Source organism: Microbacterium sp. Leaf320 (assembly GCF_001423485.1).
Lineage (GTDB): Bacteria > Actinomycetota > Actinomycetes > Actinomycetales > Microbacteriaceae > Microbacterium.
Map to the genome: position 1 here is coordinate 125899 of NZ_LMOD01000005.1, position 13803 is coordinate 139701.

General features: G+C 66.8%; 15 protein-coding genes and 2 tRNA genes. 15 read left to right on the forward strand and 2 right to left on the reverse strand.

Features of this window, described 5'->3' with window-relative positions; translation table 11 throughout:
• Positions 1–10: 10 nt before the first annotated feature.
• The 8 genes from rapZ (at position 11) to ASF63_RS16525 (ending at position 6558) form a co-directional block, all read left to right on the forward strand.
• Positions 11–883 carry an RNase adapter RapZ gene (gene rapZ / locus ASF63_RS16490; protein ID WP_056516616.1) on the forward strand — a complete coding sequence of 291 codons (873 nt, stop codon included), beginning with the start codon at positions 11–13 and terminating at the stop codon, positions 881–883.
• Positions 884–951: 68 nt separating this feature from the next.
• Positions 952–1929: a DNA-binding protein WhiA gene (whiA, locus tag ASF63_RS16495; protein ID WP_056516620.1), complete on the forward strand. Its 978-nt coding sequence runs from the start codon at positions 952–954 to the stop codon at positions 1927–1929.
• Positions 1930–2115: 186 nt separating this feature from the next.
• Entirely contained in the window at positions 2116–2742 is a 627-nt protein-coding gene (locus ASF63_RS16500; RefSeq protein WP_056307086.1) for a superoxide dismutase, read from the forward strand.
• A gap of 115 nt (positions 2743–2857) precedes the next feature.
• The gene (gene gap, locus ASF63_RS16505; RefSeq protein ID WP_056516622.1) at positions 2858–3868 is read left to right on the forward strand and encodes a type I glyceraldehyde-3-phosphate dehydrogenase; all 1011 of its coding nucleotides are present in this window, start codon (positions 2858–2860) and stop codon (positions 3866–3868) included.
• Positions 3869–3878: 10 nt separating this feature from the next.
• Positions 3879–5093 (forward strand): phosphoglycerate kinase, encoded by a 1215-nt coding sequence (locus tag ASF63_RS16510; RefSeq protein WP_056516625.1) that lies wholly within the window; start codon positions 3879–3881, stop codon positions 5091–5093.
• Positions 5084–5875: a triose-phosphate isomerase gene (gene tpiA, locus ASF63_RS16515; RefSeq protein WP_056307090.1), complete on the forward strand. Its 792-nt coding sequence runs from the start codon at positions 5084–5086 to the stop codon at positions 5873–5875. The genes ASF63_RS16510 and tpiA overlap by 10 nt, the downstream gene beginning before the upstream one ends.
• An 81-nt stretch (positions 5876–5956) precedes the next feature.
• Positions 5957–6205, forward strand: a complete 249-nt coding sequence (secG, locus tag ASF63_RS16520) for a preprotein translocase subunit SecG (RefSeq protein ID WP_053096652.1) — start codon at positions 5957–5959, stop codon at positions 6203–6205.
• Positions 6205–6558 carry an RNA polymerase-binding protein RbpA gene (locus tag ASF63_RS16525; protein WP_056307093.1) on the forward strand — a complete coding sequence of 118 codons (354 nt, stop codon included), beginning with the start codon at positions 6205–6207 and terminating at the stop codon, positions 6556–6558. The genes secG and ASF63_RS16525 overlap by 1 nt, the downstream gene beginning before the upstream one ends.
• Before the next feature lie 72 nt (positions 6559–6630).
• Here the strand turns inward: ASF63_RS16525 and ASF63_RS16530 are convergent, their stop codons facing one another.
• Positions 6631–7836 (reverse strand): hypothetical protein, encoded by a 1206-nt coding sequence (locus ASF63_RS16530; RefSeq protein WP_056516628.1) that lies wholly within the window; start codon positions 7834–7836, stop codon positions 6631–6633.
• 108 nt (positions 7837–7944) lie between these two features.
• A tRNA-Gly gene (locus ASF63_RS16535) sits at positions 7945–8015 on the reverse strand.
• 109 nt (positions 8016–8124) lie between these two features.
• On the opposite strand from ASF63_RS16535, the gene ASF63_RS16540 reads away from it, so the two are divergent.
• The 7 genes from ASF63_RS16540 (at position 8125) to deoC (ending at position 13792) form a co-directional block, all read left to right on the forward strand.
• A tRNA-Pro gene (locus ASF63_RS16540) sits at positions 8125–8198 on the forward strand.
• A gap of 62 nt (positions 8199–8260) precedes the next feature.
• Positions 8261–9787, forward strand: a complete 1527-nt coding sequence (tig, locus tag ASF63_RS16545) for a trigger factor (RefSeq protein ID WP_056516631.1) — start codon at positions 8261–8263, stop codon at positions 9785–9787.
• A gap of 81 nt (positions 9788–9868) precedes the next feature.
• Complete coding sequence (locus ASF63_RS16550; protein ID WP_056516633.1) at positions 9869–10366, forward strand: tetratricopeptide repeat protein; 498 nt, start codon at positions 9869–9871, stop codon at positions 10364–10366.
• Between the two features lie 81 nt (positions 10367–10447).
• Entirely contained in the window at positions 10448–11044 is a 597-nt protein-coding gene (locus ASF63_RS16555; RefSeq protein ID WP_056516636.1) for an ATP-dependent Clp protease proteolytic subunit, read from the forward strand.
• A 20-nt stretch (positions 11045–11064) separates the two neighbouring features.
• Positions 11065–11706 (forward strand): ATP-dependent Clp protease proteolytic subunit, encoded by a 642-nt coding sequence (locus tag ASF63_RS16560; protein ID WP_045253790.1) that lies wholly within the window; start codon positions 11065–11067, stop codon positions 11704–11706.
• Positions 11707–11858: 152 nt separating this feature from the next.
• Positions 11859–12794, forward strand: coding sequence for a sugar-binding transcriptional regulator (locus tag ASF63_RS16565; RefSeq protein ID WP_056516639.1), 936 nt, complete (start codon positions 11859–11861; stop codon positions 12792–12794).
• Positions 12791–13792 carry a deoxyribose-phosphate aldolase gene (deoC, locus tag ASF63_RS16570; protein ID WP_056307105.1) on the forward strand — a complete coding sequence of 334 codons (1002 nt, stop codon included), beginning with the start codon at positions 12791–12793 and terminating at the stop codon, positions 13790–13792. The genes ASF63_RS16565 and deoC overlap by 4 nt, the downstream gene beginning before the upstream one ends.
• Positions 13793–13803 lie beyond the last annotated feature (11 nt).

Sequence of the window (13803 nt, forward strand, 5' to 3'; positions counted from 1 at the left end):
AGGAGTAACCATGGCTGACGGGGAAAAGGGCGAGTTCCTCATCGTCACGGGCATGTCGGGCGCTGGACGCACGACGGTCGCGAACGCACTCGAGGATCTCGGCTGGTATGTCGTCGACAACCTGCCACCGCAGATCCTCCGCCCGCTGCTCGACCTCACCGACATGGGCGGCACCGCGCTGCCCAAGGTCGCCGCGGTGGTCGATGTCCGAGGACGCAATCTCTTCGACGACTTCCCCGGAGTCGCTCGGGCCCTGCGATCGCGCGGGTCCGTCCGGGTGCTGTTCCTCGATGCCTCCGACGACGTGCTCGTCCGGCGGTTCGAGTCGGTGCGCCGACCGCAACCGCTCCAGGGAGACGGCACGCTTCTCGACGGCATCCGCATCGAGCGTCACAAACTCGCTCCGATCAGGGAGTCCGCCGATCTCGTCATCGACACCTCGGCGCTCAACATCCATCAGCTCGCCACCCAGGTCTCCGATCTGTTCTCGGAGGAGGGCGCTGCTCGCCATCGCGTGACGCTGATGAGCTTCGGCTTCAAGTACGGACTGCCGACGGACGTCGATCTGGTCGCCGATATGCGCTTCCTTCCCAACCCGTTCTGGAACGAGGAGCTGCGCGGACTCACCGGCAAGGATGAGCCCGTCAGGGACTATGTGCTGTCCCGCGAGGGCGCCACCGAGTTCCTCGATGCCTACACCGCAGCTCTCACCCCGGTGCTCGAGGGGTATCAGCGCGAGAACAAGAGCCACTCGACGATCGCGATCGGGTGCACCGGCGGCAAGCACCGCTCGGTCGCCATGGTGGAAGAGCTGGCTCGTCGGGTCGCGGCCGTGCCCGGCGTAGCGGTGAACGTGCGTCATCGGGACCTCGGCAGGGAATAGCAGGAGCCTCCGTCAGAGTAGGCTGGAGGTTTGCGTCGCGATCCGGCGCGTGAGCGTAGAGGAGTGTCGTGGCACTAACCACCGACGTCAAGGCTGAGCTGGTCAGCATCCGTAATGCACCCCCGACGGTGCGTGTCGCGGAGGTCACCTCGATCCTCCGGTTCGCCGGCGGATTGCACTCCATCGCCGGGCGGGTCGCCGTCGAGGCGGAGGTGGATGCCGAGATCCTCGCGCAGCGCGTCGCCCGCGACCTCGCCGAGATCTACGGTGTTCGGCCCGAGATCGCCCAGGTGCAGTCCAGCACCGCGAACGACGGTGCCCGCTGGGCCGTCAGGGTCATCGCGTCCGGCGAGACGCTCGCCCGCCAGACCGGGCTGCTCGACCAGCGTCGTCGCCCCGTCCGCGGCCTGCCCAACCGCCTGACCACCGGGTCTCGCGCCGAGATCGCCGGCCTCTGGCGTGGCGCGTTCCTCGCTGCAGGAACCCTCAGCGAACCAGGCCGATCGGCCATGCTCGAGGTCGCCTGCCCATCGTCCGAAGCCGCTATGGCTCTCGTGGGTGCTGCGCACCGTCTGGGCGTGGCTGCGAAGGCCCGCGAGGTGCGCGGCATGCCCCGCGTCGTGGTCCGCGAGGGGGAGGCGATCCGCACGATCCTCAGTGAGATGGGTGCTCAGAAGACCGCCGTCACCTGGGAGGAGATGCGCCAGCGCCGCGAGGTGCGCGCGGGTGTCAACCGACTCGTGAACTTCGACGACGCGAATCTGCGTCGCTCCGCGCAGGCCGCCGTCGCCGCGTGCGCCCGGGTCGAGCGGGCGCTCGAGATCCTGGCCGAAGATGTGCCCGACCATCTCAAGGTCGCCGGAGAGCTCCGCCTCGCACACCGCGACGCGAGCCTCGACGAACTGGGTCACCACGCCGACCCGCCCATGACGAAGGATGCCGTCGCAGGACGCATCCGTCGCCTTCTGGCCATGGCGGACAAGCGCGCGCAGCAGGAGGGCATCCCCGGCACCGAGGCGGCGGTGCCCGCCGGACTCGACGTCTGAGCCGTCCATCGACATCGGCGAGGCGATCCCTGTCAAGGGGTCGCCTCGCTTCGTCATATGGGGGAAGGATCAGGGTCGTCGACACGTTGTCGTCACTAGGATGAGTTAAGTCCGCTCTACGCCGCACCTCGGCGGCGCAGAGGATCGGCAAGCGCCGCGGCGCGGCGCGGATTGGATGAAAGCGACATGGCGATTTACACGCTCCCCGACCTTCCCTACGACTTCGCAGCCCTCGAGCCGCACATCAGCGGCAAGATCATGGAGCTGCACCATGACAAGCACCACGCGACCTACGTCGCCGGCGCGAACACCGCCCTCGAGCAGCTCGCCGAGGCCCGTGACAGCGGCAACCTCGCCAACGTGAACAAGCTCGAGAAGGACCTCGCGTTCAACCTCGGCGGTCACGTCAACCACTCGATCTTCTGGACGAACCTGTCGCCGACCGGCGGCGGACAGCCCGAGGGCGAGCTCAAGGCCGCCATCGACGAGTTCTTCGGCTCGTTCGAGAAGTTCCAGGCGCACTTCACCGCCAACGCCCTCGGCATCCAGGGCTCCGGATGGTCGGTGCTCAGCTGGGATTCGATCGGTCAGCGCCTGATCATCCAGCAGCTGTTCGACCAGCAGTCGAACACGGCAGCGGGCACCGTGCCGCTGTTCCAGCTCGACATGTGGGAGCACGCCTTCTACCTCGACTACCTCAACGTGAAGGCCGACTACGTCAAGGCCGCATGGAACATCGCCAACTGGGAGAACGTCGCCCAGCGCTTCGAGGCCGCCCGCGAGAAGACGAACGGCCTGCTGGTACTGTCGTAATCGGGTCGCGTCCCGACGGGCCTGGTCTCGTCGGGACGCCATCTCAGCCAAAAACCCCCGCGCACCGCGCACGCACGATTGCTGCGCACAGCGCACGAGAAACAGGGAGACCTGAGTGTCTGTCAAGATCGGTATCAACGGCTTCGGCCGTATCGGACGCAACTACTTCCGCGCGGCTCTCGCGCAGGGAGCTGACATCGAGATCGTCGCTGTCAACGACCTCACCGACAACAAGACCCTTGCCCACCTTCTGAAGTACGACTCGGTGGGCGGCGTCCTCGATGCTGACATCAGCTACGACGACGAGAGCATCACGGTCAACGGCAAGGCCATCAAGGCGTTCGCAGAGCGCGACCCCGCCGGTCTCCCGTGGGGCGAGCTGGGCGTCGACATCGTCATCGAGTCGACCGGCTTCTTCACCAAGGCCGAGCTCGCCAAGAAGCACATCGAGGCAGGCGCCAAGAAGGTCCTCATCTCGGCACCGGGCACCGGCGTCGACGGCACGTTCGTCATGGGCGTGAACGAGGACACGTACAACCCGGAGACCGATCACATCATCTCCAACGCCTCGTGCACGACCAACTGCCTCGCACCGCTGGCACAGGTCTTCAACGACGCCTTCGGCATCGACCGCGGCTTCATGATGACGGCTCACGCCTACACCGCAGACCAGAACCTGCAGGACGGCCCGCACAGCGACCTGCGTCGTGCCCGCGCCGCCGCCATCAACATCACCCCGGCGTCCACCGGTGCCGCCAAGGCGATCGGCGAGGTCCTCCCCGAGCTCCAGGGCAAGCTGAGCGGCTCGTCGTACCGCGTGCCGGTTCCCACCGGCTCGATCGTCGACCTCACGCTGATCACCGACCGTGAGAACCTCACGGTCGAAGAGGTCAACGAGGCGTACAAGAAGGCTGCGGCCGAGGGTCGCCTCGCCGGCTTCCTGCAGTACAACGAAGATCAGATCGTCTCGAGCGACATCGTGCACAACCCGCACTCGTCGATCTTCGACGCCACGCTGACCAACGTCAGCGGCAACCTGGTCAAGGTCTCCAGCTGGTACGACAACGAGTGGGGCTACTCCAACCGCCTCGTCGACCTGACCGAGTACGTGGCAGAGCGTCTCTGAGACATCTCCCATGACTCTGCGCACCCTGGATTCACTGGGTTCGCTCGAGGGCAAGCGCGTCATCGTCCGTTGTGATCTCAACGTCCCCCTGCGGGATGGGATCATCACGGACGATGGCCGTGTCCGCGCCTCGTTGCCGACCCTCAATGCACTGATCAACGCGGGCGCCCGCGTCGTCGTGTGCTCGCACCTCGGACGACCCGACGGTGCGCCCGACCCGCAGTACAGCCTCGCGCCGGTCGCCCAGCGACTTTCCGAGCTGCTCGGCAAGCCGGTCGCGTTCGCTCGCGACACAGTAGGCGAGTCGGCGCAGGAGGCAGTCGCCTCGCTCGAGGATGGCGGCATCGTCGTCATCGAGAACCTGCGGTTCAACCCGGGGGAGACCTCGAAGGACGACGCTGAGCGTGGCGCCTTCGCGGCTCAGCTCGCAGAGCTCGGCGACGTCCTCGTCTCCGACGGCTTCGGTGTCGTACACCGCAAGCAGGCGAGCGTCTACGACCTCGCCGAGCTGCTGCCGTCCGCGGCCGGTCTGCTCATCGCAGCGGAGCTCGATGTGCTCGACCGCCTCACCGAGAACCCGGAGCGCCCGTACGCGGTCGTGCTCGGCGGCTCGAAGGTGAGCGACAAGCTCGGCGTCATCTCGCACCTGCTGCCTCGCGTGGATCGCATCCTCGTCGGCGGCGGGATGCTGTTCACCTTCCTCAAGGCACAGGGCCACGCCGTGGCATCCAGCCTCCTCGAAGAGGATCAGCTCGAGACCGTCCGCGGCTACATCGCCGAGGCCGAGAAGCGCGGCGTGGAGCTGGTGCTCCCGACCGACGTGGTGGTCGCATCCTCGTTCTCGGCCGACGCCGACCACGAGGTCACGGCCGCCGACGCCATCGAGAGCACCGCTTTCGGTGCGTCGGGCATCGGCCTGGACATCGGTCCGGATACGGCCGCTCGGTTCGCCGAGGTCATCCGCGGATCCAAGACCGTGTTCTGGAACGGGCCGATGGGCGTGTTCGAGTTCCCGGCCTTCGCGGGCGGCACCAAGGCAGTCGCGCAGGCGCTCACCGAGGTCGACGGTCTCAGCGTCGTCGGCGGTGGCGACTCGGCTGCGGCCGTGCGTCAGCTCGGCTTCACCGACGACCAGTTCGGTCACATCTCGACCGGCGGCGGCGCCAGCCTCGAGTTCCTCGAGGGAAAGAAACTACCCGGCCTGGAGGTGCTCGGATGGGCCTGAACGCCCGTACCCCGCTGATCGCGGGAAACTGGAAGATGAATCTCGACCACCTGCAGGCGGTCGCATTCGTGCAGAAGCTGCACTGGACGCTCAAGGATGCCAAGCACGAGGACGGCTCGGTCGAGGTCGCGGTGTTCCCGCCCTTCACCGACATCCGCAGCGTGCAGACGCTGATCGACGCGGACAAGATCCCGTTCGCGCTCGGCGCGCAGGACATCTCGGCACACGACTCCGGTGCATACACCGGTGAGGTGTCGGGGGCGTTCCTCGCGAAGCTCGACGCGAAGTACGTGATCATCGGCCACTCGGAGCGCCGCGAGTACCACGCGGAATCCGACGAGGTCGTCGCGGCGAAGACGAAGGCCGCGCTCAAGCACGGCCTCTCGCCGGTGATCTGCGTAGGCGAGACCGCGGAGGATCTCGAGAAGTTCGGCGCGAGCGCGGTTCCGGCCGGACAGCTCGAGGCTGCTCTGCAGGGACTCTCCAAGGATGCCGACATCGTCGTGGCGTACGAGCCGGTATGGGCCATCGGCTCCGGCCAGGCAGCGACGCCGCAGCAGGCGCAGGATGTCTGCGCTGCCCTGCGCACGGTGATCGCCAAGGTCCTCGGTGACGATGCTGCGGCGCGCACCCGGATCCTGTACGGCGGATCGGTCAAGTCGGCGAACATCGCGAGCTACATGCGTGAGCCCGATGTCGACGGCGCACTCGTCGGAGGCGCGAGCCTCGTGGTCGACGAATTCGCCGCGATCATCCGGTTCGAGAAGCACGTCGGCGTGTGAGTGTGGCGGGGCTCCGGCCCCGCCGCACCGTATACTTGACCGTTACCGGGGCAATCCTGCCCCAGCGAAAGGCTCTTCCTCGTGGAAATTCTCGAGTTCGTCCTGCAGGTGGTGCTGGGCATAACCAGCGTCCTGCTGACTCTCCTCATCCTCCTCCACAAGGGTCGCGGTGGCGGCCTGTCGGACATGTTCGGTGGCGGAATGACGTCGGCTGTGGGCTCGTCGGGTCTCGCTGAGCGCAATCTCAATCGATTCACCGTGATCCTCGCTCTGGCGTGGTTCGTGTCGATCGTCGCGCTCGGTCTCATCACGAAGTTCGAGGTGATCTGATGGCTACCGGCGGCAATGCGATCCGAGGGACCCGTGTCGGTTCCGGCCCCATGGGCGAGCAGGACCACGGCTACCACGCCGACCGCATCGCGGTGTCCTACTGGGACGGTCTCGGCAACGAGACTGTCCGCTACTTCGCGGCGGGTCTTCCTGAAGAGGAGATCCCCGAGACGATCGACCACCCGCAGTCCGGGCTGCCTGCCGGGCGCGACAAGGCCAACCCGCCTGCGCTCGCGAAGGCGGAGCCGTACAAGACTCACCTCGCATACGTGAAGGAGCGTCGTACCGACGAAGAGGCCGTCCAGCTTCTCGAAGACGCGCTCACTCAGCTGCGTGAGCGTCGGGGCCAGTGACCTCGATCTGATCTCAGAGAAGAAGCCGTCGCGATCTCATCGCGACGGCTTCTTCCATATCCGGTGAAGGTCTCAGCGGCATCCGGCCGCGGCGTCGATATAGGACTGCGGCGGGTAGCCGTACGCCCAGACTCCGTTCGCGTCGTCCGTGAATCCCATGCTGATGGCCCACGCGGTGGCCCATTTCTCGATGCTGTCCTGCGTCGACGAGTCGTACATGTCCTCGCACTTCACGCTGATCGCGTGACCGACCTCGTGCGCGACGAGTGCCTTGCTGCGATCGGCCGGCCATTGCTCCGCCACGGAATTCGAGAGCTCTATCACCGCACGATCGGGTTCGTCCCACCACCAGGTCGTCAGGCCGCCCATGCTCCCGTTCTCGCCGGCGTTGTTCACGAGCGGGTTCCAGTCGAACTCGAGCAGAACGCCGGGCGCCAGCGACCGGGCATACGCCTCGATCTCGAGCCGCACGCCCTGCAGAGGGCCGGCCTTCTCGCTCAGCTCCGCGTTCTCGGAGGCGACGACCTGCGCCGCGGCATCCTGCAGTGCCACGAAGGTGGCGACGGCGGAGTCGTCGAGAGCGGATGCGCCGGCGGCGGTCGAGGCGGCATCACGCAGCGCGATGACATCGTCGTTCTTGGCCGACAGGTGCGCGGCCTCGAAGGGAGCGGCTGCGGTCGCGGCAGAGCCCAGGAACGCGAGACCGGCATCCGTCACCAGCGTTTCGACGTCCGCGAGCGCAGGGGACTCCTCGGAGAGCTCCGTGTCGAGGTCCTCAAGATCCTGGATGTCGAGCCGGAGCCCCTCGGATGCGCCGAACAGCTCCCAGAAGACGGTGGGCTTCGCTCCTGCATCAGGCAGCGCGGTATCGAGGACCTGATCGGCGGATGCCGAGGCATCGGAGGCTTCGGTGATCGATGCAGACAGTGCCTCTTTCGCGGTCGCATCTGCGAGCACGCCAGAATCGCTGTTCAGCAGGAGGGTCGCGGTGTCGGAGGTCGAGGCGAGCTGGTCAGAGGCGAGCGTGACTTCTGCGATCGTGTCCTGTGCGGTATCCCTCGCGCCGTCGAACTCCGCACGCGTGTCGTCGTACCCCAGGTTCGCGGTGATCTGCAGCGCTCCCACGACCGCGACGGCGACGAGTGCGCCGAAGATGCCGATGAGAAGTCCCGTCCTCCTCTTGCGCGGCCGCGGTGCCTGCGGGAACGCGCTTACGATGTGCGCGGGTAGGACATGGCCTCCGGGTGAGGGCTCGGAGAAGCCGTGGGGAGCAGACATTCGGTGGGGACCTCCGGTCGGGACCTGCGTATCTCGACTCTGCCAGAAGAACGCCCGGTGAACGGGAAAACGTCGAAGGCCCCCGCGTCTGCGGGGGCCTTCGGAGTGAGGGGCTGACGAGAATCGAACTCGCATCATCTGTTTGGAAGACAGAGGCTTTACCACTAAGCTACAGCCCCGTTGTCGGCCTGATCCGGGAGGACTGTGCCGACTCATCGATCATAGCGGACTGACGGAGGTGCTCGTGTCCGTTAGACTCGGTGGGGCTGAATCTGCATGCGGATTCCCCGGGGCGTAGCTCAGTTTGGTAGAGCGCCCGCTTTGGGAGCGGGAGGTCGCAGGTTCAACTCCTGTCGCCCCGACATGGCTTCAACGGCCTGACAGCCGCGATTCAGCGCGGAAATCACAAGGAGAGCACACCAGAATGGCGAACAGCACCGTCGAGAAGCTGACCCCGACCCGGGTCAAGCTCAGCATCACGGTCACCCCCGACGACCTCAAGCCCAGCATCGCGCACGCCTACGAGCACATCGCTCAGGACGTTCAGATCCCCGGCTTCCGCAAGGGCAAGGTCCCCGCTCCGATCATCGACCAGCGCATCGGTCGTGGCGCGGTCATCGAGCACGCGGTCAACGAGGGCCTCGACAAGTTCTTCCGCGACGCGACCGTCGAGCACAAGCTCCGTGTCGTCGGCCGCCCCGCAGCCGACATCACGCAGTGGCCGAACGAGAAGGACTTCTCGGGCGACCTGCTCGTCGACATCGAGGTGGACGTCCGCCCCGAGATCGAGATCCCCGCGTATGACGGCATCACCCTGACGGTCGACGCCGTCGAGGCCGACGAGGCTGCGCTCGACGCAGAGCTCGAGAACCTGCGCGCCCGCTTCGGCACGCTCGTTCCCGTCGACCGCCCCGCAGCGAAGGGTGACTTCGTCGAACTCGACCTCGTCGCCACCATCGACGGCGCCGAGATCGACCGCGCCGAAGGCGTCTCCTACGAGGTCGGCTCGGGCGAGCTGCTCGAGGGCATCGACGATGCGATCGAGTCGCTCACCGCAGGCGAGGACACCACGTTCCGCTCCGCACTCGTGGGCGGCGACCACGCCGGCTCCGAGGCCGAGGTCTCCGTCACCGTCAAGGCCGTCAAGGAGCGCGAGCTCCCCGAGGCAGACGATGACTTCGCGCAGATCGCCAGCGAGTTCGACACGATCGCCGAGCTCCGCGCGAGCCTCGCCGAGCGCGTCTCGCAGCAGGGCGTCTTCACGCAGGGCTCCGCTGCGCGTGACAAGCTCGTCGAGACCCTGCTCGAGCAGATCGACATCCCCGTGCCGCCGAAGCTCATCGAGGACGAGGTGCACAACCACCTCGAGGGCGAGAACCGCCTCGAGGACGACGTGCACCGCGCCGAGGTCACCGAGGCGAGCGAGAAGCAGTTCCGCACGCAGGTGCTGCTCGACACGATCGCCGAGCAGGCCGACGTGCAGGTCTCGCAGGAGGAGCTCTCGCAGTACCTCATCCAGTCCGCATCGCAGTACGGCATGGCTCCCCAGGAGTTCGTCGAGGCGCTGCAGTCGTCGAACCAGCTTCCCGCGCTCGTCGGCGAGGTCGCCCGCAACAAGGCCCTCGCCATCGCACTCGGCAAGGTCAAGGTCGTCGACACGAACGGCAAGCCCGTCGATCTGTCTGACTTCGTCGTGACCGACGACGAGGCCGAGGCTGAGACCGAGGCTGCGGCTGACGAGAAGCCCGCCAAGAAGGCTCCGGCGAAGAAGGCCCCTGCGAAGAAGGCCGACGACGCCGAGGCGGCTGAGAAGCCGGCCGCGAAGAAGCCTGCTGCGAAGAAGGCCCCTGCGAAGAAGGCCGACGACGCCGAGGCCGCCGAGAAGCCGGCCGCGAAGAAGCCCGCTGCCAAGAAGGCTCCGGCCAAGAAGGCAGCCGACAAGGCTGAGTGATCGAAAACGATCTCTGAGGAAGGGGCGGATGCTGCGGCATCCGCCCCTTTCTCGTGAACTGACGAGATGTGAAGTGAGGACATGACGAAGACCTGGGATGAGCGCGTCGACGAGGTGTGGGACGACGCGAGCGGTGAAGAGGTCGGGGACGACACGATCGCGAGGATCGACGCCCTCGCCGCCGAGCGAGGGAGCGACGATGCGCGCGCCGAGTTCGAACGTGCCGGAGCCCGTGACTCGGCAGGTCGGCCCGCCGAGGCGGTGGAGCTGTACCGACGCGCGCTCGCTCTGGGCCTCGACGATGAGCACCGCCCCCAGTGCGTGATCCAGTTGGCGAGCTCGCTGCGCAATCTCGGAGAGTACGATGATGCCCTCGCCGTGATCCGCGCGGAGGAGGAGCTGTCGGGCGACGGTCCCTACCGAGACGCCGTGGCCACAGTGCACGCGCTGATCCTGGCGAGCTCGGGGCGCCCGGCGCAGGGACTCTCGGTCGCGCTGCTCGCGCTCGTTCCGCACCTGCCGCGGTACCACCGGTCGATGACCGCATACGCGCACGAGATCGCGGAACTCGACGCCTGATATGCCGACGGCGAACACGGCCTGAGCGCTGCGTTGTCGCCGGTAGATTCGAATCACTGAAACACGGAATCAGGAGCTGACATGGCTGCAGAACCCCTCCTCGCTACGAGCGTCTTCGACCGACTGTTGAAAGACCGCATCATCTGGCTGGGATCGGAGGTGCGCGACGACAATGCGAACGAGATCTGCGCGAAGATCCTCCTTCTCGCCGCAGAGGACTCCGAGAAGGACATCTACCTCTACATCAACTCGCCCGGCGGATCGATCACCGCGGGCATGGCGATCTACGACACGATGCAGTTCGTCCCGAACGACATCGTCACCGTCGGAATCGGCATGGCCGCTTCGATGGGTCAGCTGCTGCTGACCGCCGGCACCAAGGGCAAGCGCTACATCACGCCCAACGCCCGCGTGCTGCTTCACCAGCCGCACGGTGGCTTCGGCGGCACCTCGAGCGACATCCAGACGCAGGCGCAGCTCATCACCTCGATGAAGAACCGCCTCGCCGAGATCACCGCGGCACAGACCGGCAAGTCCGTCGAGCAGATCAACGCCGACGGCGACCGTGACCGCTGGTTCACCGCCGACGAGGCGCTCGAGTACGGCTTCGTCGACCACATCCGCGACTCGGCCACCGACGTCGTCGGTGGCGGCGGAACCGACCAGGACATCAAGTAACGGAAAGCGAAAGGACTCTCATGTACTCACCCACCTTCCGCTCTGCCGGCGACCTGCCCTCCAGCCGCTACGTGCTTCCTCAGTTCGAGGAGCGCACGGCTTACGGCTTCAAGCGCCAGGATCCCTACAACAAGCTGTTCGAAGATCGTGTGATCTTCCTCGGCGTCCAGGTCGACGACGCGTCGGCCGACGACGTCATGGCCCAGCTCCTCGTTCTCGAGAGCCAGGACTCCGAGCGCGACATCACGATGTACATCAATTCGCCCGGTGGTTCGTTCACCGCGATGACGGCGATCTACGACACGATGCAGTACGTCGCGCCGCAGATCCAGACCGTCGTGCTCGGTCAGGCGGCTTCCGCCGCCTCCGTGCTGCTCGCGGGCGGCCACCCCGGAAAGCGTCTCGCTCTGCCCAACGCCCGAGTGCTCATGCACCAGCCGGCGATGGGTGAGGCCGGACACGGTCAGGCGTCGGACATCGAGATCCAGGCGGCGGAGATCCTCCGCATGCGCACCTGGCTCGAGGAGACCATGGCTCGCCACACCGGCAAGCCGGTCGAGCAGGTCAACCGCGACATCGACCGCGACAAGATCCTGTCCGCCGCCGAGGCGCTGGACTACGGCATCGTCGATCAGGTGCTCACTTCGCGCAAGCGCGCGTAGTCATCGCTGGTCTGAAAGGACGTCGGCCTCCGGGTCGGCGTCCTTTCGTCGTATCCGGCGGATGCGCGGGAGTCTCGGCGGTCCTGCTCATATGAGCATTCGGATGCGCGAACGGTGATCCGCGCGTAGACTGAACGGCGAAGGAGGATGCCATGGAAGACGAACTCACGATGGTCCGAGTCGCAGAGCTCTACTACGACGAAGACAAGACGCAGGACGAGATCGGCGCCCTCCTCAAGCTCTCCCGCTGGAAGGTGGGCCGTCTGCTCACTCAGGCGCGCGAGCGCGGCATCGTCCGAATCGAGATCGTGCATCCGCGCGCTCGGCGCCTCGGTCTCGAGCGCCAGCTCGTCGAGCGCCACGGATTGCGGGCGGCAGTCGTCGTCCCCTCTCCCGACGGCGACGACGGAACGCTCGAACGCGTCGCGCAGGCTGCCGCCGACTTCCTCACCGCCATGCGTCCGGTTCCGCGCACCCTCGGCGTCAGCTGGGGACGCACGCTCCGTGCCGTCGCCGAAGCGCTGCCCGACGGATGGGCCACCGGCGTCACGGTCGTGCAGCTCAACGGGGGAGTGAGTCTGAACCGTCGCTCGGGCGGAGCCGCGGGCCTCGCCGTCACGATCGCTCAGCGCGCCTCCGGTCATGTGTCTCTGTTGCCGAGCCCGGCGATCCTCGAACGCGTCGAGACCAAGCAGGCGATCGAGGCCGACCGCACGGTCGCTGCCGTCCTCGAAGAGGCTGCCGAGGCGCAGGCGTTCCTGTTCACGGCCGGCCCCTGCGACGCCACCTCGGCCCACGTCGAGAACGGGTATCTCTCGGCGTCCGACGTCGAGGAGCTCGCCCGCCGCGGCGCCGTAGGCGATGTCCTCGGCCGCTACATCGACGCGGACGGCAACATCGTCGACCCGCAGCTCGACGCCCGGACGGTCGGAGTCGACCTCGGTCGGCTGCGCGCCGCGAAGCGCTCGATCTTCGTCACCGCGGGTGACGCCAAGCATGACATCGCGCGTACAGTCGTGACCAGCGGCCTGTGCAGCGTCCTGGTGACAGATGAGACCACAGCACGAGCATTGTTGGAGGAACAATGACGACCCAAGAACTCAGCCGCAGAGCGGCGGTGGACGTCCTCGGCGGTGAGCCGGATGACGCCACGCTCCGCCGCTTCCTGCATGGACTTCCCGGCGTCGACGCCGTCGGACTCGAGCAGCGCGCTGCCGGTCTCGGCACGCGATCGATCAAGACGACGTCGAAGGCCTGGGCCCTCGACACCATCATCAAGCTGATCGACCTCACGACCCTCGAAGGTTCGGACACGCCCGGCAAGGTGCGCTCGCTCGTCGCGAAGGCCAAGAACCCGGATGCCGCAGACCCGTCGACCCCCAAGGTCGCCGCCGTCTGCGTGTACGGCGACATGGTCGGCGACGCGGTCGAGGCGCTCGGTGCGTTGCACGGAGATCCTGACGACGGCCTGATCTCGGTCGCCGCGGTAGCCACGGCCTTCCCGAGCGGACGCTCATCGCTGGCGATCAAGCTCGCCGACACGGCCGAGGCCGTCGCGGCTGGTGCCGACGAGATCGACATGGTCATCGACCGCGGGGCATTCCTCTCCGGTCGCTACGGACTCGTGTACGACCAGATCGCCCAGGTGAAGGAGGCGTGCCGTCGTGCGGACGGCTCGTACGCCTCGCTCAAGGTCATACTCGAGACCGGTGAGCTGAACACCTACGACAACATCAAGCGCGCGTCGTGGCTCGGCATCCTCGCCGGCGGCGACTTCATCAAGACGTCCACCGGCAAGGTGCAGCCCGCGGCCACCCTGCCGACGACGCTGCTGATGCTCGAGACGGTGCGCGACTGGCACCGCGGCACGGGGGAGCGCATCGGCGTGAAGCCCGCCGGCGGCATCCGCGCCTCCAAGGACGCAGTCAAGTACCTCGTCACCGTGGCCGAGACCGTGGGCGAGGAGTGGCTCCAGCCGCACCTGTTCCGCTTCGGCGCATCGAGCCTGCTGAACGACGTGCTGTTGCAGCGTCAGAAGCTCACCACCGGCCACTACTCCGGCCCCGACTACGTCACGATCGACTAGGAGCCCCGAAT

Bases quoted from the DNA above. Each gene is read 5' to 3' on its own strand.
- ASF63_RS16525 (WP_056307093.1), top strand. From the start codon at position 6,205: ATGGCTACCGGCGGCAATGCGATCCGAGGGACCCGTGTCGGTTCCGGC.
- ASF63_RS16500 (WP_056307086.1), top strand. From the start codon at position 2,116: ATGGCGATTTACACGCTCCCCGACCTTCCCTACGACTTCGCAGCCCTC.
- ASF63_RS16555 (WP_056516636.1), top strand. From the start codon at position 10,448: ATGGCTGCAGAACCCCTCCTCGCTACGAGCGTCTTCGACCGACTGTTG.
- ASF63_RS16510 (WP_056516625.1), top strand. From the start codon at position 3,879: ATGACTCTGCGCACCCTGGATTCACTGGGTTCGCTCGAGGGCAAGCGC.
- ASF63_RS16560 (WP_045253790.1), top strand. From the start codon at position 11,065: ATGTACTCACCCACCTTCCGCTCTGCCGGCGACCTGCCCTCCAGCCGC.
- tpiA (WP_056307090.1), top strand. From the start codon at position 5,084: ATGGGCCTGAACGCCCGTACCCCGCTGATCGCGGGAAACTGGAAGATG.
- tig (WP_056516631.1), top strand. From the start codon at position 8,261: ATGGCGAACAGCACCGTCGAGAAGCTGACCCCGACCCGGGTCAAGCTC.
- deoC (WP_056307105.1), top strand. From the start codon at position 12,791: ATGACGACCCAAGAACTCAGCCGCAGAGCGGCGGTGGACGTCCTCGGC.
- rapZ (WP_056516616.1), top strand. From the start codon at position 11: ATGGCTGACGGGGAAAAGGGCGAGTTCCTCATCGTCACGGGCATGTCG.
- ASF63_RS16550 (WP_056516633.1), top strand. From the start codon at position 9,869: ATGACGAAGACCTGGGATGAGCGCGTCGACGAGGTGTGGGACGACGCG.
- ASF63_RS16565 (WP_056516639.1), top strand. From the start codon at position 11,859: ATGGAAGACGAACTCACGATGGTCCGAGTCGCAGAGCTCTACTACGAC.
- ASF63_RS16530 (WP_056516628.1), bottom strand. From the start codon at position 7,836: ATGTCTGCTCCCCACGGCTTCTCCGAGCCCTCACCCGGAGGCCATGTC.